General features: G+C 47.7%; 20 protein-coding genes. 9 read left to right on the plus strand and 11 right to left on the minus strand.

What is annotated here, in order from left to right:
- Positions 1-76 precede the first annotated feature (76 nt).
- Genes L5M40_RS19515 through L5M40_RS19525 form a run of 3 tightly spaced genes read right to left on the minus strand, consistent with a single transcriptional unit; the run spans position 77 to position 2,667 of the window.
- Positions 77-1,393: a VIT1/CCC1 transporter family protein gene (locus L5M40_RS19515; RefSeq protein WP_263175902.1), complete on the minus strand. Its 1,317-nt coding sequence runs from the start codon at positions 1,391-1,393 to the stop codon at positions 77-79.
- Complete coding sequence (locus L5M40_RS19520) at positions 1,390-2,253, minus strand: ABC transporter ATP-binding protein (RefSeq protein ID WP_263175903.1); 864 nt, start codon at positions 2,251-2,253, stop codon at positions 1,390-1,392. The genes L5M40_RS19515 and L5M40_RS19520 overlap by 4 nt, the downstream gene beginning before the upstream one ends.
- A 42-nt stretch (positions 2,254-2,295) precedes the next feature.
- Positions 2,296-2,667 (minus strand): GntR family transcriptional regulator, encoded by a 372-nt coding sequence (locus tag L5M40_RS19525; protein WP_263164137.1) that lies wholly within the window; start codon positions 2,665-2,667, stop codon positions 2,296-2,298.
- A 93-nt stretch (positions 2,668-2,760) separates the two neighbouring features.
- Between L5M40_RS19525 and L5M40_RS19530 the strand changes: the two genes are divergently transcribed.
- The 4 genes from L5M40_RS19530 (at position 2,761) to L5M40_RS19545 (ending at position 6,736) form a co-directional block, all read left to right on the plus strand.
- On the plus strand, positions 2,761-4,410 hold the full coding sequence (locus L5M40_RS19530; RefSeq protein WP_263257098.1) for an alpha/beta hydrolase: 1,650 nt from the start codon (positions 2,761-2,763) through the stop codon (positions 4,408-4,410).
- Positions 4,411-4,413: 3 nt separating this feature from the next.
- On the plus strand, positions 4,414-5,148 hold the full coding sequence (locus L5M40_RS19535) for an ATP-binding cassette domain-containing protein (RefSeq protein ID WP_173242482.1): 735 nt from the start codon (positions 4,414-4,416) through the stop codon (positions 5,146-5,148).
- A gap of 82 nt (positions 5,149-5,230) precedes the next feature.
- Positions 5,231-6,379, plus strand: coding sequence for an ABC transporter permease (locus L5M40_RS19540; protein WP_263257100.1), 1,149 nt, complete (start codon positions 5,231-5,233; stop codon positions 6,377-6,379).
- Positions 6,380-6,487: 108 nt separating this feature from the next.
- The gene (locus L5M40_RS19545; RefSeq protein ID WP_263255190.1) at positions 6,488-6,736 is read left to right on the plus strand and encodes a hypothetical protein; all 249 of its coding nucleotides are present in this window, start codon (positions 6,488-6,490) and stop codon (positions 6,734-6,736) included.
- Between the two features lie 72 nt (positions 6,737-6,808).
- Here L5M40_RS19545 and mog read toward each other — a convergent pair whose 3' ends face one another.
- The 6 genes from mog to L5M40_RS19575 form a co-directional block, all read right to left on the minus strand.
- Entirely contained in the window at positions 6,809-7,342 is a 534-nt protein-coding gene (gene mog, locus L5M40_RS19550; protein ID WP_106648670.1) for a molybdopterin adenylyltransferase, read from the minus strand.
- 318 nt (positions 7,343-7,660) lie between these two features.
- Positions 7,661-8,125 (minus strand): NlpC/P60 family protein, encoded by a 465-nt coding sequence (locus tag L5M40_RS19555; protein WP_105250911.1) that lies wholly within the window; start codon positions 8,123-8,125, stop codon positions 7,661-7,663.
- A gap of 136 nt (positions 8,126-8,261) precedes the next feature.
- Positions 8,262-8,999, minus strand: coding sequence for a sulfite exporter TauE/SafE family protein (locus L5M40_RS19560; RefSeq protein WP_263238484.1), 738 nt, complete (start codon positions 8,997-8,999; stop codon positions 8,262-8,264).
- Positions 9,000-9,230: 231 nt separating this feature from the next.
- Entirely contained in the window at positions 9,231-10,475 is a 1,245-nt protein-coding gene (locus tag L5M40_RS19565) for an MFS transporter (RefSeq protein ID WP_263238483.1), read from the minus strand.
- A gap of 107 nt (positions 10,476-10,582) precedes the next feature.
- Positions 10,583-11,314, minus strand: a complete 732-nt coding sequence (locus tag L5M40_RS19570; RefSeq protein ID WP_105250908.1) for a LytR/AlgR family response regulator transcription factor — start codon at positions 11,312-11,314, stop codon at positions 10,583-10,585.
- The gene (locus tag L5M40_RS19575; RefSeq protein WP_173242477.1) at positions 11,308-12,981 is read right to left on the minus strand and encodes a sensor histidine kinase; all 1,674 of its coding nucleotides are present in this window, start codon (positions 12,979-12,981) and stop codon (positions 11,308-11,310) included. Before L5M40_RS19575 ends, L5M40_RS19570 begins: the two co-directional genes overlap by 7 nt.
- Positions 12,982-13,565: 584 nt before the next feature.
- Between L5M40_RS19575 and L5M40_RS19580 the strand changes: the two genes are divergently transcribed.
- From L5M40_RS19580 to L5M40_RS19600, 5 genes are all read left to right on the plus strand, one after another.
- Entirely contained in the window at positions 13,566-14,489 is a 924-nt protein-coding gene (locus L5M40_RS19580; RefSeq protein WP_263238482.1) for a pirin family protein, read from the plus strand.
- Positions 14,490-14,772: 283 nt separating this feature from the next.
- Complete coding sequence (locus tag L5M40_RS19585) at positions 14,773-15,819, plus strand: PAS domain-containing sensor histidine kinase (RefSeq protein WP_263257102.1); 1,047 nt, start codon at positions 14,773-14,775, stop codon at positions 15,817-15,819.
- A complete protein-coding gene (locus tag L5M40_RS19590) occupies positions 15,820-16,503 on the plus strand; it encodes a response regulator transcription factor (protein ID WP_131524531.1) in 684 nt (227 codons plus the stop codon).
- 32 nt (positions 16,504-16,535) lie between these two features.
- Positions 16,536-17,237 (plus strand): potassium channel family protein, encoded by a 702-nt coding sequence (locus tag L5M40_RS19595; RefSeq protein WP_105250904.1) that lies wholly within the window; start codon positions 16,536-16,538, stop codon positions 17,235-17,237.
- Position 17,238: 1 nt separating this feature from the next.
- A complete protein-coding gene (locus L5M40_RS19600; RefSeq protein ID WP_263257104.1) occupies positions 17,239-18,603 on the plus strand; it encodes a TrkH family potassium uptake protein in 1,365 nt (454 codons plus the stop codon).
- A 39-nt stretch (positions 18,604-18,642) separates the two neighbouring features.
- Here L5M40_RS19600 and L5M40_RS22650 read toward each other — a convergent pair whose 3' ends face one another.
- Both L5M40_RS22650 and L5M40_RS19605 read right to left on the minus strand, forming a co-directional pair.
- Positions 18,643-18,774, minus strand: a complete 132-nt coding sequence (locus tag L5M40_RS22650) for a hypothetical protein (protein ID WP_330147829.1) — start codon at positions 18,772-18,774, stop codon at positions 18,643-18,645.
- A 137-nt stretch (positions 18,775-18,911) separates the two neighbouring features.
- A partial coding sequence (locus L5M40_RS19605; protein WP_263257105.1) for an integrase core domain-containing protein occupies positions 18,912-19,149 on the minus strand: 238 nt, incomplete at its 5' end.

Here is a 19,149-nt window from a genome sequence, read left to right on the forward strand (position 1 = left end):
TGTAAATAGGCTTTAGCGGCGTACCACTCTTAGTTTCACTTACTTGTCAGGGCGAACAAAATTTAATCTCAGAACGTCAACATGACCTCATAACATCGCCCTTCCAGAGGGTTCTCTTGCCCCAAATCAGCACCGCTTGCCCAAGCAGTATTAAGAGTAGATCCCATAGCAACCAATTAGTTAAATTGCCGCCATCACTTAAAGACGTAAGGCTGATGGACACCCACAGGGAATGCCCCGCGACGACCATCATAGTGAGCGTGATATGCAAAACTCGGCGACACATACAGCCAAGACCTAACGTCAAGGCGCAGGCCCAGTAAGTGCTGAGCACCAGATGACCCACTAACTGCATATTCAGATCACCATTGAGCCAGCCCAACAGCAGACTACACGTCAGCATAATGCCGACGACCACATTCAGGAGTCTTTGCTGTCCAAGGCAAAATGCCGCTATGAGTCCTTTTCGACCATCAAACCCTGGCATCAACAATAAGGTTTCTGTCGAGCGCGAGCGTTGCACTCGGCTCCAATGCACCAGCGAACAACTAATCACACTGAACTGCGCCAAAAACAATAATACAGGGATATTCAAATGAAATTGATGCGACAACAGCCCAAGCACTAAGGCTAATATAGGCAGTAATAACAATAGAATGGTGAGCATAGGGCCGATAAAAAAATTGGTGGGATGCAAATAACGCTCGAAGCGACTCAAGATACGCATCGATTGCAGATTCGGCAGCCAAAACCACCCCATTTCGAGACCATTGAGATATACCGTCCTCGCCTCAGCGCGCCAAGGTAAAACACCGCATGCACGCGCAATCAGCATACCTAAAATCAGCAGGGCAATAGCACTTAGCCAAAGGGGAATGTGCTCTGCAATCAATGGGATAAACGGCATTAAGACAAAAAGTAAAAACGAAGCATAAAACCACTGAGTACTGAGTAAACAAAGCCAAATAAAAGTTAAACTCATCACCAAAGCCAGCACTAAGCTCGCTAGGCTAGCCGTCAAACCTAAAGCCCAACAGAACAAGACACCTATGCCAAAAACGCTAGCTAAAACAGTGACACTTTGAATGTAGATATGGCGACGATAATGGGGCATTAACTGTGCGCATTCATTCGCCATCAGACGTATGAGTTGCCATGCAACCGCCGCCGAACTTGAGATAATCCCCATAGAAAACAACAGTTCAGCACTGTCATTTTTACCATAAACTGCGGCGATACAAGCTAAGATCACCCCCAGTATCGCCGTACCTAAAAAGCTCACACTGCCGATATCAAAACACCAAAAGCGCAGCATGCCCTTGAAAGGATTCATTCGCTGACTCGTTCCTTTGCCCTTCGCGACTTGTATCTGCTTATGGTGCGCCGCACTCATCTGTGTAGCTCCATAAACAGCTGCTCCAAGTTTAAAGCTTCATTCTTTAACACACCTGATATTGACGCGCTGTGCTCACCTAAATCCACCAGCACCGAATCGCCAACACGGCTCAGCACTGTAATTGACTCGGGCAAAACAGTTTCGGGCGCGAGTGTTAACAAACGCACTTCTTCACGCAGGGCATCGATTTCCTTAAACAGCACTAACTCGCCCTGTTTAATCAGTGCCACATGGCTGGCAACTCGCTCTAAATCAGAGGTGATATGGGATGAAAACAGCACGGCAGAACCAGATTCGAGGGCAAGATCGAACAAATCGACCATAAACTTGCGCCGGACTATAGGGTCGAGGCTGGCAACGGGTTCATCGAGGATTAACAACTCAGGGCGATAGGCCATCGCCATAATTAACGCTAATGATTGCCTTTGCCCAACCGATAAACGCTGCACCTGTTGGGTCACATCTAACTCGAAACGAACTAGCCAATCTTGCTCTAATTGGATGTCCCAATTGGGATAAAAGCTGCGGTGTAAATCGAGGGCGCGTTCAATAGTAAAACCTTCATAACCAAAAGGTTGCTGCGGCACATAACCTAAACGCTCCTTTGCCTTTGAAGTTAAGTTTTCGGGCGTTTCGCCTAAGGTAACAATACTGCCAGAATCCGGTGTGAGCACACCTAAGGCACAGCGCATTAGGGTCGATTTACCCGCCCCATTTTGCCCCAATAACCCCACCACCATACCCGCCGACAAAGTTAACGATAAATCCTTAAGCGCCCACTTTTCACCTGCGCCTTTACCGCGAAAGACTTTATTCACTCGGTTAAATTCAAGTATTGGCGTGCGCTTTGGGTCCATCGAATTTCATCCTTTTTATGCTATTTATCGGTACATTACTTTCTAATCTTGCCATCGCTCATTTAGCAGTTGCAGCAACTCGGGCAAGCTGACACCTAACTGCTTTGCCTGCGACAACAGGGCATCGAGCTGGGGTTCGAGCAGACTAATACCCGATGCCATAGTCTCAGTTCGCAACGCGACTTTTGTCGCTTGGCCACGGCGACGTTCGAGCCAACCTTGGTCAACCAGCTGTTGAATGGCGCGGGATACCGTCATGGGATTTACCGCTAAATGCTCGGCAATCTGGCGCACTGAGGGTAAGACATCATCCACTTGCAGTTGACCACCCACAATTAAACGCACGATTTGCTCGTGTAATTGTTTGTAAATAGGTTCACCACTGCTGGGGTTGACATTTAAAAGTTCTAACATTAGCCTTTACACACTGTATTAATACATTGATACACCGATACACTGGTATTTAAATTAACACACTCGTCCTGAAATGCAAAAAGGAAAGCGCGCATGATAGATAGCATGACACACAGGAAGTTAAGCAACACAGTTCAACGCCTTGTGCCAACTCAGCCACGCCATGGTGCGACTAGTGCCACATGGCACACGCGTACTTTGAGAATGAGCCCACTCATACTGGCAATGGCAAGTACGGCGACGTGGGCGAGTGATGTTAAAAGCCAAGAGACACAAGAGACACAAGCGACAGCTGATATAGCTAGGAACATGGCGAATGACACCGGCACTTGTTATGTGGAAGGCGTATCCGATCGTCTAAACTGCGGTTTTGTGACTGTGCCAGAAAACCCTAACAAACCCGATGGCAAACAGATCCAAGTGCATTACGTTGTTTTGCCTGCGGTGAAAAATGCCAACCATGAAGAAGCCTTGCTGGCGATTGCTGGCGGCCCTGGACAATCGGCCATAGAGAACGCGGCAGGTTTCGATGCAATGCTGAGCAAAGTCCGCCAACAGCGGGATATTTTACTGATCGATCAAAGGGGCACTGGCCGTTCGAATGTACTGGCCTGCGATGAAGGAGCTCAATCTCCACTGTCCTTCGATGACGATAATGTCGATACCTTAGCCGAAACGCAAAAATGCTTAGCCAAAATTGATGCCGACGTGACTCAATACGGCAGCCTCAATGCGATTAAAGACTTCGAAGCCGTACGTGCGCACTTAGGCTATAAAAAACTGCATATTTACGGCATCTCCTACGGCACTCGCATGGCGCAACTTTACATGCGTTTATATCCAGAGCACTTAGCCACAGTGACCTTAGACGGCATAGTGCCCATGCAGCAAAGCGTATTAGAAATCGGCTCTGCGATTGATCGTGGCTTCGACTTATTGTTTAAGGATTGCCAAGCAACCGCCGCCTGTAACAGTCAATTCCCCCAGTTAAAGGCAGACTTTGAGCGAGTCGACGCTAAGCTCGCCACAGGCCCTGTGATGGAAAACGTTTACGATCCCGTCACGGGCGAAAAAACCATGTTGACCATGACGCGCGGTAAATTCTCTGGTTCGATCCGCATGGCGCTGTATCAAGCCAATGTGCGCGCCCTCTTGCCACATGCGATTCATCAAGCATCGAAAAACAACTTCCAACCTATACTCGGCCTCTATGCCCTCACCCTAGACAATGCCGGCATGGCGATGGGCATGCACGCATCTGTGGTCTGTGGCGAAGATATGCACCGCATTACCCCAACCATGCGCGAGCAGGCCAAAAAATCCTTTATGGGCAGAACCATGCTCGAAGGCTTAGAGGCGACTTGTTCAGTATGGAAAGTGCCTGCGGTCGATAACAGCTTTAGCGAGCCCATCAACAGTAACATTCCGACCTTGTTGTTATCCGGCGAAATCGACCCCGCCACCCCACCAAGCTGGGGCGAGTTAGCCATGGAAAAACTCACCAATGCCAAGCACTTTGTCGCTCCTTATGCGACCCACGGTGTGGCCTATCAATCCTGCGCCAATAACCTGATTGCCGATCTCGTCCGCTCGGGCTCAGTCAACGATCTCGACGGCGAATGTTTGAACAAAGATGTGCGCCGCAGCTTTTATTTAAATGCCAGCTCGGTGGAACCGCTTAATGCGACCAGCACAAAAACCACGACAACAGATGATCACGCCAGCACTGGAGCTAAGGAATAAGCCATGATTAAAGTATCCCATCTTTCCAAGCGCATCGGTGACGTGCAGGCGCTGAATGACTTAAGTTTCGTCGCACAAAACGGCCAAATCACAGGATTACTCGGCCCGAACGGGGCAGGTAAAACGACCTGTTTACGCACGATTTTTGGCCTGCTAAAACCCGATAACGGCAAGGCTGAAATCGAAGGCATAGATGTCGCCATCGACCCTATTGGCGCTAAGCAGCAACTCGGGCTATTCCCCGACCCTTTTGGTCTGTATGAACGCTTAACACCACGGGAATACATTCGCTATTTTGCCGAGCTAAGCGGCTTATCACCCAAGGAGGCCAAGGAGGCCACCAGCCAAGTGATTGCGAAATTGCGCCTCGAAGACATTAGCGATCGCCGCTGCAAAGGCTTTTCCCAAGGACAAAGAATGAAAACCGCCCTCGCACAGGCAATCGTCCACAGCCCGAGCAATATTATCCTCGACGAGCCGACCCGTGGGCTGGATGTGATGAGCACTCGCCTACTGCGTGACATCCTTATCGATCTTAAAAATCAAGGACATTGCGTGCTGTTCTCTAGCCATGTAATGCAAGAAGTCGCCGCGCTGTGTGACCAAGTGATCGTCATGGCCCAAGGCAGAGTCGTCGCCATTGGTAGCCCAACAGAGCTTTGCATTCAAACAGGCAAAGACTCGCTCGAAGAAGCCTTTATTCAACTTATCGGCACGGATGAAGGGATAGCGGCATGATGACTCAAACTAACAAGAATGCAGGCAGCATCAATGATATACAAGCTCAGATAGATAAGATCATGGTTAAGGGAATGACAGCATGAATAAAATAATGGCTATGGTTCGTAAAGAACTCATCGATGCCGCCCGCGATAAGCGCTCTGTGATGGCGGGTCTGTACTACGCCATAGGAACACCGTTGATCATGTGCGGCCTATTTATGGTGTTAATTGGCCAGCTAACCAGCCCCGATGATTTGAAAATCACCATTAAAAATCCCGATAAAGCACCGGATTTAGTAAGATTTTTATCGAATAAAGGCATCACTCAAGGCGCAGCCGATGGCTCTGACGCCAAAGACCTTAAAGCAATAGAACTGATCATCAACACCGACTATGCCGCGCAAATGAACCAAGGCAAAAGCGCTGAGATCACTATCGTGGCCGATAACTCTGAGGAGAAACTGCAGAACTCGATTCGCAGACTCGAGAAACAACTGCAGGCCTACAGCGCTGAAATGGGCAGTTTACGTTTAATTGCCCGCGGTATCGACCCGCGCGTGGTTCAGCCACTCAAGGTGAATGTGCAAGACAAAGCCACCACAGACTCTAAGGGTGGAATGATCTTAGGTATCGCCATTTTCACTATGATCTACTCGGTATTTATCTCGGGGATGAACCTAGCTATCGACACCAGTGCCGGTGAGCGCGAACGTAACTCCTTGGCCCTGCTATTGAGCCATCCGCTGACCACTCGCCAATTAGTACTGTCAAAAATTATTGCGGTGAGCTTGTTCGCTCTGCTCGGTTTAGTGCTGATCTTGCTGGTGTCTAAAATCGCCTACGCCTTCGTGCCATGGCAGGAATTAGGCTTTAGCGTCAACATCACCACAGAATTTATGCTGCTGATGTTAGTGGTCGGCATCCCCGTCGCGTTAATGGCCGCTTGTCTGCAACTTTTTGTGTCTTTTATGGCGAAAACCTTTAAGGAAGCTCAGTCCTATCTGACTATGGTGCTGTTTGTGCCCTTAGCCCTGTCGATGGCCGCCAGTTACAACATAGCGCCAGATATGCTGCAGTGGTTGCCCGTCTCGGGTCAGCAACAGGCATTAATGGACTTTATCAAAGGTAAAGACTTGCCCATGTTGCAGTTACTGGTTTCGACCTTAGGCACACTCGCCATTGCGATATTGCTCGCCTTTGGCATGGAAAGGTCGCTCAAGAGTGAAAAAGTGATCTTCGGTTTATAGGGCGCTTCGATTGATAAACTTGGGGACGATAAACTTAAACCGACAAACTTGAGGGCGATAACTAAGTCGCTCCCAAGTTGAAAAACTCAATAGCTACAGGAGTTTGTTATGGAAAACGAATTTGTCTTAATGGTGATTATGGTCAGCTTCATTATTGGCCTCAGCGCCACTGAAATGTTTAAACACTATCTAAAGGCACGCCAACTTGGTGTGGGCACCGCAGACAATAGCCACCTTGAGGACAAAGTGACTCAACTCAGCCTACAAAACCAAACACTAATTGAGCGAATACAAGTGCTTGAAAAAATAGTGACAGAGCCAGAGTACGAACTAAAGCAGCAGATTAATCAGTTATGAACCCTAAGCTCCTCAAACAACAAAGCCACTGGATTTTCAGTGGCTTCGTTTTTTACAGACTTGATAGCAAGATTACTTAGCCTTTGGCCTGAATGGTTTGATAACCGACTCATTGCACTCTAAATACGGGCCTTCCATCAAATCGATACAGTAAGGGATAGCGGGGAACACGGCATCTAAACATTCGCGAATCGATTTTGGTTTGCCGGGCAAATTCACAATCAATGAATCGCCACGTAACCCTGCGGTTTGACGAGACAAAATGGCGGTAGGCACAAATTTTAATGACTCGGCGCGCATCAACTCACCGAAGCCTGGCATCATGCGATCGCAGACGGCTTCTGTCGCTTCTGGGGTGACATCGCGTTTCGCTGGGCCAGTGCCGCCCGTAGTGACAATCAAACAGCAATCCTGCTCGTCGGCCATCTTGATCAACGTCGCTTCAATCACATCCTGCTCATCGGGGATCACTTGATAAATCGGCTCCCACTCGCTGGTGAGATAGTCGTTGAGCGTGTCGATAATCGCCTTGCCTGAGATATCTTCATAAATTCCCGCGCTGGCGCGATCGCTGACCGTCACAATACCGATTTTTGCTTTGCTCATAGGAAATCCCTAATGATGTTGAAATGAAACATGCCGAAGTGAAAATTGTCGACATCAAGCATGGAAGAAGCCGCTACAGCTTCGACCTTAAGCCGCAGCTAAAATAGCACAAATGCCTAGCCAATGGAGCGACTAAAACGTGATGAGGTTCGCGCAACACCGTTTAAACACTCGGAATTTAAAAATTGTTCATTGATGACAAACGTCTTCCCCAAAGCAAAGCAGCATTGGGCCGATAAAAACATGCCATAAAGGGAGATTGGCTCAGGCACTCTCACTGCAAGTTGAGCCATTCAAAAGATAAAAACGATCAAAGGGCTAAATCCGCCGTGCATTCCAATACTTAGACGCCCAATAACTGTTATGCAGGCTCGAAATCTTCACCCCTTGGCTAGTGGAAACATGTAGAAAATTATCGCCTCCTACATAAATGCCGACATGGTGTGTGCTCCAGCCCGTCTTGAAAAATACCAAGTCACCCTTGCGCAGTTGATTTCTCGGCACGGGTTTACCTAAGGCTTGTTGCTCTTCGACTGTGCGCGGTAAGGTCATACCCAACATCTTCTGATAGGCGACAGACACAAAGGCCGAGCAATCTATGCCCCGCTTAGTGCCACCGCCTAAACGATAGGGCACACCGCGCCACTCAGAATGCAGTTCGGAGATATTGCTATCATTCCAAACCGTGGCGGGTTCAACTTGCTTTACCACAGGCTTAGGTTCTGGCGCGCTAGCACAAGCGCCAAGGCCTAAGGCTAAGATAACTATCAGTAATCGTTTCATAGCTTCAAACTCATTGCAGGCAGATTTCACAGTAACGTAATTTTGAGTTTTTATCAGGTAAATTCAGGGCGGCTGGGGATCAAAACGCCCCAACACCCGCGCACTCTAGCAGACTAATATAACCTAAAGCTTAAAACTATAACGCCGTCCACAATAAACGCACACCCACCAGCACCATTAAAATCAAGATGATGCGTTTAAATAACCTATCGTCAATTTTATCTTGAATGAACAAACCTAACTTTACCCCTAACCATGCCAGCGGCACCAATAACAGAGAAACGATAATATTCTCTTGGTTGATCTGCCCAAGCAAACTGTAAGGAACAAGTTTAACCAGATTCACCACCGCAAAAAACACCACGGCAGTGGCTAAAAACTCTGCCTTGGCTAAGCGCAACGGCAACAAATAAGCGTTGAGGGGCGGCCCGCCCGCATGGGCAACAAAGCTCGTAAATCCGGCGGTTAAGCCACACAATCGCCCAACCAGAGGTGAAGGTGATGCTTGAGTTTTATCCCCAAGGATCAAACCATACAAACCAAAACCTAAGGACACACAGCCTAGAATCACCCGTAAGTAATCTTCGTTTAATCGATCGAACAACAGATAAGCGATAAAAATCCCCACAACCGCCGCGGGCAATAGTATCCATAAATGACGCGGATTATGTTGCCCCCACCATGATCGTACACTTAAAAAATCCATATAAATCAGCAGTGGTAACATGACTGCCGCCGCTGTAGCAGGGCTAATGGCCAGCGCCAATAGCGGGACAGTTAATCCGCCCACGCCACCCGCAAAACCTGATTTAGAAATCCCAGTAATCAATACTGCGGGTATCGCCACCAACCAAAAAAGAGGGTCCGTTAACACAACACATCCTGAATAACGCTTTATGGCTATCAAGTTACCTGTTGTTGGTGTGATAAAAAAGAGGCTGCACTTAGCTAACATCAAAAGTGCAATCACATAGATAAGTCAGTGAGCCTTAAATGAATAACAACCTCGCCCATAAAATACGGGATAAAAAGTAAAAAATCCGCAGCCATATGGCTGCGGATTTTTTGTGTTAGCTTTTGGCTAAGCCGGACTAAGTGTTTGTGCTTACGCCGATTCGGCCGTCATATTCACTAAGCGAGGCGTACTCTTAGTCGCTCTCTTAGCTGACGCTGGAATTTTGGGCTCTGGCATACGAATGGTTAATGACATGACTAACGCCACCACCAGTAGCACTAAAATCACGTTAAAGGTTGCAATAAACCCACCAAATAACGAGGCGACAATCGAACCGATAATACTGCCGATACCGAAACCTAAGTAGATAACGCCATAGTTTTTAGTCAGGTTATTCAGGCCGAAGAAGTCGCTCACCAATGATGGATAAACAGTGATAGTACCGCCAAAACTAAAGGCAACGCAGGCAACCGCAACGAAGAACAGGTTAGCATTCAAAGGAATGAACAACAGTAACACCATACCGACTAAAGTGATGATCTGCGCCAGTGAAATAACCCGAATGCGGGGGATTTTGTCCGACAGTATACCCAGCACTAAACGACCACTGAGGTTCGCCATAGCAATAACAGCAACGGCATTGGCGGCGACCAGTACAGGCAAGTCGACCATCTTCTCGCCGATATCTTTCGCTACACCAATCACATACAAACCACTCATACAGGCCGACAGGAACATCAGCGCCAGCATCCAGTATTGCGGCTTACTCATGGCTTCTGCGAGGGTGAAGTCGCGACTTTCGGCTTGCTGACTTGCGGCTGATTGTGCAGGCGCATCTTTCATCAACATGCCGCCACATAACACCAGCGCCATGGCGATCAGGCCCCACAGTTGGAAGGTGGTTTCAAGGCCAGTGTTTTCGAGTAACAGCACGTTAATGTATTTAAATCCGAGGCTACCTAGACCATAAGCGCCAATCGCTAACGCCGAAATCAGCCCTTTGCGTTCGGGGAACCACTTCACGCAGTTAGACAAGGTCATCAAGTAGCCAGTGCCATCGGCAAAGCCCACTAAAATCCCTGCGCACAGGTAAAGCATCATCAAGTTGCTGGCTTGGGCAGTGAGTAAGAATCCAACGCCGAGTAACAGGCCTGCGCCTAAGGTGACATTACGTACGCCAAAACGTTCCTGTAATTTGCCCGCCATGGAAGATGCCACGGCCAAAGACAAACTCAGCAAACCAAACACAAATGCCACTTGGCTGACGGGTTCGTCGAGCTTAACGGCCAACTGCGCATTGAACAGGCTCCAAGTGTAAACTGAGCCGAGTGCAAACTGGGTGATAATAGTACCAACTAAGGTCAGGTACCGAGTACGGTTCATCTCTTTAGTCATGATGCATCTCGCTTTAGGGGTTCAGGAATTGAGTCCACTATAAGAGAGATGCGATTCGCGCCGATCAATTAAGGCATGAAATACAGATCTGCAGGAATGAATGACAATTACAGCCTCATCAGCTGTCGAAAAGCCTTAATATTACTACGGCTAACGGGCACCTCGAACGACAAATCATGCAACCTAATCAGGTAAGTACTATTGAACCAAGGCACGATTTCGCGGATCTTGTTGATATTGACGCAATAGGAACGGTGACAGCGGAAAAAGCCCTCGGCGGGCAAGCGGCTGACAAACTCACTGATGGTCATCTGCATCACATAACGGTCGGTGCGGGTGTACACATAGGTGAGTTTTTCATCGGCCTCGGCATAATAAATTTGCTCGCAGGGCGTGACGATAATCCGCTCACCTTTGACTAAATTCACGGTTCGACTAGTGTTGCTCGCGGCCTCATGTTGTGGCTTTGGTGCTTGTCGTCCCACCTGTTCAATCTTCTGCAATAAGCTGATGATCCGCGGTTCATTGTAGGGCTTGAGAATATAGTCGAAGGCTTCGAGCTCAAATGCTTCTACTGCAAATTCTTTATAGGCAGTCACAAACACCACATGGGGAGGATGGGTCGATTTATGTAGATTCTTCGCCAACAAAAGGCCATCGATGGACGGTATTTGGATATCCAAAAACACCACATCGACCTCGTGATCCTGCAAATATTTAAAGGCCTCTAAGCCATCCTCGAAGCTAGCCACTATGTCTATCTCACTGTGGCTCTTCACTAAATACTCTAGCTCCTCACGGGCAAGATATTCATCTTCAACTATGATGGCTTTTAACATACTTGCGCCTCATTATCCGGTAAGTAAAAACTGACTTCAGTCCCCGGCTCGAGCCGTTTAAGCTGCAAACCTTCGCCGTACAATAACTTCACTCTCTGGTGCACATTCATCAGCCCAATACTGCTGCTTTCTACACGGCCAGCAGCTACGCCATCAATCACCTCTTGGCGGATCCCATAGCCAGTATCGCGCACGGCGACGCGAATGCCTGCATCGAGTTTTTTCACTTCTATCGTCACTCTGCCCGGTGCACTGCGCGGCTGAATGCCGTGCAAAATCGCGTTTTCCACCAGCGGCTGTAACAAGAGGCAAGGTACACAAAAATGCACATCGTCGACATCGAAGATCACTTCAAGCTTGTCGCCAAAGCGCGCCTGCTCGATCGCCACATAATCACGGACTTGTTTCACTTCTTCTTGGATATCAATCAGCTCATCACCTTTAGCCAAGTTATAGCGCAGATAATCGGCCAGATTAGCAATCAACTGTCGCGCCTGCTGTGGCCGAATACGGATCAAAGAAGAAATCGCATTGAGGGCATTAAATAAAAAATGTGGGTTAATCTTGCTCTGCAACGCAGTGAACTCCGCCTTGCGGGTCATCTCTTGCAGTTGCTCGATACGCGACACTTCCATCTGGGTCGAAATTAGCTGCGACAAACCCACAGCCATCTCCCGCAACGAGCTAGTGATACGATAGGTATTGCGATAGTAAATCTTCAGCGTGCCGCTCACAGTGCCGTTTTCGCGCAGCGGGATTATGATGACCGAATGAAAGTCCGACAAATGATATTGGCGTAAGTCATTGTTAATAATGTTTTGATCTTGCTCTATCGCCCTTTGAGTCATTTCGCTAATCGCTTGATGACCATCGACCTCGTAGTAATCTTTACCAACGCCCATATAGGCTAATACATCGCGAGTATCGGTAATCGCCACAGCATCGGCATGGATTTCATTACGAATTACAGCGCACACTTGCTCTAAGGCATGGCGATCAATCTTGCGAAAAAAGGGTAAGGTTTTATTGGCAATATCCAGCGCGAGCTTGGCCTGCTTAGCGGCAATCAACTCTTTCTCATCGTCGAGGTCCTGCACTAGCTTGATAATCAGTCCGATACACACAGTGCCCGCAATCATGGGATAGGCAATATGACTCACAATCTCAACGCCCACCTCGTGTGGCTCTGTCAGCAACCAAATCAACAACATGGTCAGCGTTTCGCACAACATGCCAGCCGCAATGCCATAAATCCACAACTTAGATTTGGGACATTTGTAATAAATCCACGTCGCCATAAGGCCGGCAATAATGCTAGCGATTAAACACGGAATAGAAGTATCACCATCCATATCAATAAGATATCTATGCAGTCCCGACAGCACACCCGCAGGAATACCAACCCAAGGGCCAAATAGAATCCCGCCAGAAATAATCGCGATAATCCGCACGTTAACCAACGCGCCTTCAACCTCAATGCCGGTATAAGTACTAAATACTGCAAATAAGCAAAATATCGCCGCCACAGAAACCAACTCTGCGGGGGTATGATTACGCTTTTGGAATAAACGCTGAAACGGTCGAGTGCGGGTTAAAAAAAACAGGGTCATCAGCATCAAGGCTGCCCGTTCAAATACCGCCAGTAACATCATTTGATTTTCGAGCACGCTTTCTCCTTGATCTATCACGCTGAATCACAGCCCAACGTTATATTTACCAATGATATATTTATGAGTGTTAAGCCTGTACGCTGAATGGATTAGGGTGAAGACAGGCTTTGCCGCCAACACAAGCCACCATAAAAGATAGACTCGATTTTGCAGATCTGACTTAACGCGTGGATGATAAAAATCACCGAGCCCCAAACTTGTCAAACACTCGTATTTAGGCTCGAGTAAAACATCAAACGCTAATGCCCACATAAATACAGGCTTGCTAAAGTAAAGGACAGATAAAAGTCCCATTCACGCGGGCTCAGTCACACATTCGTACTTGAATTAGGCTATCAAAGTGTATCGAAGGACAATTTGAAGAACCTAAAACACGTTAAGTTAACCACTAAAAAGTGAAATTGCCCTCTATCAGGTCACTGCCACAATTTGCAAAATCGACTGGAATACCCGAAGCTAAAACCTTCGGCTCGAATGCAAGATGAGATCACCCCCATGCGAGATTCTAGGTTCACACTTAGCAGCACTGAACCGAGCCAAACTGAACTGAGCATGCCCTAGTAATGGAATAAGGAGCGAACATGAGTGAACTACAAGCACAGTTTTATGGTGGCCCTAAGGAATGTCCTATTGAAAATGGCCGCATTCAAGCTCAACGGATTGCCCCCAAAATCAGTGATGTCGGCGGCATACCTGTCGCACGGGCTATTCCACAAAAAGAGCGCCGCCTTATCGGCCCTTGGTGCTTTCTCGACCATATTGGCCCAATCACCGACGGCCCGCAGTTAAACGTCGGCCAACATCCACACATTGGGTTGCAAACCTTTACTTGGATGCTCGAAGGCGAAATCATGCACAGGGACAGCATCGGCAGTGCTCAAGTGATCCGCCCAAGACAAGTTAACCTGATGACAGCCGGACACGGCATAGCCCACACCGAAGAGTCGATAGAGGGCCATCACACTATGCACGCAGCCCAACTATGGATAGCCTTACCACTAGAGCACAAAGATACCACTCCGAGATTCGATCACTACCCAGAGCTACCGACTTGGCACGAGTCAGGCATTGAATTCACCCTACTGATTGGCAGTTGGCATCATAAACAGGCGCCCACATTACACTTCTCACCTATCGTTGCCATAGATCTGTTTGCCGCCCATGACGCTGAACTCACTCTAAATCTCGACCCTAGTTTCGAATATGCCCTCATGCCACTGGAAGGCCGCTTCCAAATCGAGGATGACAGTTTTGATAATAACCACCTCGCCTACCTTGGCATGCTACGCGAAACCATCACCATAAAACTCGAAGCGGGTTGTCGCATACTGCTGATTGGTGGCGCGCCACTGGCTGATCCTATCAGCATTTGGTGGAACTTTGTCGGCCATAGCAAAGATGAAATTGTCAAAGCACAGGCAGATTGGGAAGCCGAAGATCCCCGCTTCGCCGCCGTTACTGACTATAGTGGCAAACGCTTAGTGCCCCCGCCAATACCTTGGTGATGCTTAACTCAATCATGGGCAGGTCAATAACTCAGGGTTAGTGGTTGGATAAGCGCTTTGGCAACATACGTAATGGCCTGCGCCTAGGTTAAGGCTTACAACATGAGTGTATGCGGTAAGCCTTATCATTTACCCAAAGTGTGATGTGAACAAGCTCGATTTGCCTAAGCTAAGTACAAGCTAAGCCACTCACAAGGTTACAAATTTTACGACATTTTTACGCGCTATCTTAAAGTGCCTTTGCTAAAGTACAGGCACTTTCTTTATATGCGTCTTTCTATTCATGACTTCATCCATAGCGGCTCCCATGACACAATACTGGCGTTCGCACCCGACTTTATTTACCTTCATAGTGCTAGTGACGGCCATTTTCAGCAGCGCCTTTATCGATCACTTTTCAAACTCGACTATCGCCGTACTGCTGATTTTACAATTGGCCGTAGTGGCCGTAGCCCTACAATGCAACGCCAACTTGGCCTATTTTGCGGCAGTGTTTGAGGCGACCAGCTTTAATTTTCTATTTACCACACCACGTTATTCACTACAGATGTTTAATCTTGAGGACATTCTCAATCTCAGTGTGTTTCTGCTTGTCGCCCTCACCACCAGCAAATTAGCCGAACACTATCGACGTCAGCAAGATGCTCTCGAACAAGCTCAGTTACGCAACAGTATTTTGCTGTCGGTTTCCCACGATTTACGCACCCCACTCGCCACTATCATAGGCACGCTCACCACCTTAAAGGAATACATGCCTAAGCTCAGCGCAGACCAAAAGGATGAGCTGATTGATAGCGCGGCCGCCGAAAGCCATCGCCTGCACCAATATATCGAAAACCTGCTGCAAGCCACTAAGTTACAACACGGCGCACTCAAGTTTAGCTTGAGTGAAGACGCCATAATGAATGTATTGCACCAAGCTATTGCCCGTTTTCCAGCCACGCAGCCGCGTATTATCATCAAGAGTGAGGCCGATCTACCGTCACTGATGATCTGCAGTTCATTGATTGAGCAAGCTATTTTTAATGTATTGGATAATGCGCTGCGCTATTCGCCTTCTGATAAGCAAGTCATAGTAAAGGCGTATCAGCAGGGCGATGCATTATTGTTAGATATCCAAGATGAGGGTCTTGGCATAGAACCCGCTCAAGCGCAGGCAATTTTTGAACTCTTTTATCGCCAGCATCCCTCAACCGATAGCGGCTCGGGCCTTGGGCTTGCTGTTGCTAAGGGCATAATTACCGCCCATGGTGGCCAGATCAGCGCCGAACCTGTCGCTCATGGCAGCCTTATTCGTATCGCATTGCCGATAAAAAAGGGAGAGGAATAAATGGCTTATAAGGTGCTGGTCGTCGATGACGAAGCGCAAATCCACACTTTTATGCGGATATCGTTAGAAGCGGAAGGATTCGAATATCATGGCGCCGCCTCGATTGCGTCAGCCCTAGCGCAATATCATGCGCAGCAGCCACACGTGTTAGTGCTCGATCTTGGTCTACCCGATGGTGATGGCATCAGCTTGCTGCAAACCCTACGTCAGAGTGACAAAGTGCCGGTGCTTATCTTAACCGCCCGCGATCAAGAGGAAGAAAAAATTCGTCTTTTGGAAGCAGGCGCCAATGACTATCTCAGCAAGCCATTTGGGATCAGGGAGTTAATCGCGCGCATCAAGGTTTTAGTCCGCGACTTAGTCGATGAACCGCCACTAAGTGATTTACTGCAGTTTGGCGCACTTAAGTTGCAAAAAAGTACCCACCAGCTTTGGCTCGATCAGCAAGAAATCGCCTTAACCAAAAAGGAGTTTGCTCTGATGGAGACCTTAATGTCTCACCCTGGTCAGCTCGTTAAACAAACTGAATTACTGCGGGATATTTGGGGTAAAACCCATCAAGAAGACAGTCATTATCTGCGGATCTTAGTCAGTCAGTTACGTAAAAAACTCAATGACAGCAGCGAGCAGCAGCTCATTAAGACAGAAGCGGGCCTAGGTTATCGCTTAACAAACAATAGATAAGCATCTGTTATAAATTAGAAAAGGATATTTTAATGGCACATTTTACCGTTATTGGCTTAGGGCGATTTGGTGTCGCCGCTAGCCTAGAATTGATCCACTTAGGCCACACGGTCACTGGCGTGGATAGTGACCCTAAAATGGTGGAAAAATATGTAGAAGACTTAACCGAAGCGGTTATTTGTGATTGTTCCGACGAAGCCGCACTACGTGAGCTAGACCTCGCAAACAGTGAAGCCGTACTGGTCGCAATTGGCGAAGATATGCAATCGAGTTTACTGTGCACTTTGGCTCTGAAAAATCTGGGAGTAGAAGTCATTTGGGTCAAGGCCAGCACTAAAGCCCATCACACTATCGTCTCTAAACTCGGCGTCGCCCGCATCATACATCCAGAGGAAGAAATGGGCATACGTGTTGCCCAGTCACTCAACTATCCTATGGTGAACAATTTCCTGCCGATTGGTGATGGTCTCTATGTGGTCGAAATCCATATCAAGCCTCACCTTGATCAAACCACTGTCAGCCAACTCCTCGGCGCTGCACAGGATGATGTTAAAGATGATGCAAAAAGCAATGTGATACGCAATCCTAAAGGCAAAGTCGCCGCCATTATGGTTAAGCGGGATCTGACGGTTTTCAGCAAAATTGATAGTCAATTTATCCTGCAAACGAATGACGCCTTACTGCTCTGCGGTAGCCGTACTGAGCTCAAATACCTAGCGCCAAGGTTGGTGTAACTTGGTTCAATGGCATCCCTCCATCATGGCGATTGAGCATAAACCCAAATCGAGTAAAAAGCTGTTAGGCGCACCGCCCTTTATCCTAAGCGTGAGCTTTGCATTGTTGATCATCTTAGGCACTTGCTTACTCAAACTGCCGATAGCAACCGAATCGTCTATTACGTGGCTACAAAGTCTGTTCACGGCCACCTCGGCAGTAACAGTGACAGGGCTGGTTGTTGTCGATACTGGCACTGTTTTTACGCCCTTTGGGCAAATCGTCATAGCGCTGTTAATTCAATGCGGTGGACTTGGGCTGATGACCTTCGCCATTGTCACCTTGATCGCCATTGGCGGCAGAATTGGTTTTTTACACCAAACAGTCGCAAAAGAGGCTTTTAATCAAACAGATACATCGACTCTAGTGTCAACGGCAAAATCAGTGTTAGTGTTTTCTCTACTGGTTGAAGCCGTAGGCATGGCCATTCTTTCCGTGTACTGGAGTCAGGAACTCGGTTGGCAAACCAGCTTATTCCACGGTTTTTTCTACACCATCAGCGCCTTTAACAACGCAGGTTTTGCCCTCAGTGCCGACAGCCTAATGTCCTATGTTGCCGATCCTGTCATTAATCTCACCATCACGGGCCTGCTCATCATAGGTGGCCTTGGATTCTCGGTGTGGATAGATCTTCGTAGGAACAAACGTTGGTCAAAACTCAGCGTTTACAGCCGCATGATGATCACAGGCACTATGATTATCAACGCCGTCGCAGTGATTGCGATTTACTTTATTGAGTACAACAACCCCAATACCTTGGCGCCCTTAAGCGAACTCGGTAAATGGTTAGCCTCATGGTTTCAAGCCGTTACACCGCGCACCGCAGGCTTTAATACACTAGCAATTGACCAACTCGAAGATGGTACAACGCTACTCATGCTGGTATTGATGTTTATCGGCGGCGGCTCATTAAGTACCGCCAGCGGCATTAAAGTCGTCACCTTTATGGTGCTGATTTTGGCCACTTATGGTTATTTACGCCGCGACGAAGCCATCTATGTGTTTAAACGGGAAATCCCCAAAGACACTGTCAGCAAAGCCTTGGCGCTAACCATGATCTCCATTGGCGTCACTTGGCTAGCCATCTTCGCACTGGTATTAAGTGAAAACGCACCGTTAATTGATATCGTCTTTGAGGCAGTATCAGCACTGGGCACTGTCGGTTTGTCCCGAGGTTTAACAGGCAACTTAACTACTCTAGGCCAAGCCATCATCATTTTTATAATGTTCATGGGTCGCCTCGGCCCACTCGTACTCGCCTACTTCCTCGCCAGCCCAAGGACCAAGAAACTGCGCTACGCAGAAACCAAACTGGCAATTGGTTAGACGGCAGGCACTGCAAAAAACACCATAGTTACAATCAGTTTAGCTGTGGGCAATCAGCAACTGGCACAAGGGGGCGTTAATGTAATAGTTAGCGCGCCCCACTTTTTGTTTCGTTAAAAATCCGCACTCGACCAGTTGCTCTAAATATTTAGTGGCGCCAGTAGTAAGCAAAGCAAACGAGTCTATATAGATAAATTTCGCTCTTTTTTATACTTAAGAGATTCAATATGTATAATTTTCCTCAAAAATTATACATGACGGAGAAAACACGTTTCGTTTTTCAAGTTTTCTATACATGACTGTAGTGGTCAACTAAATTTGGCCACGGCTTTAGAATCTTCCCAAAATCTTCGCTCTGATTCATTTGGGCTTAATCCTGCATTATAATGATGTGGCCTGACTTGGCTGTAATAGCCAATAATATAATCAGTCACATCTTGTTTAGCTTCAACAAAACTCTTATAGCCTTGCGTTGGCACCCATTCCGTTTTTAAACTCCTGAAAAATCGCTCCATTGGCGCATTATCCCAGCAGTTACCTCGGCGA

It is taken from the genome of Shewanella sp. SM68, from assembly GCF_025653925.1.
In the GTDB taxonomy this organism is placed as follows: Bacteria; Pseudomonadota; Gammaproteobacteria; order Enterobacterales; family Shewanellaceae; genus Shewanella; species Shewanella oncorhynchi.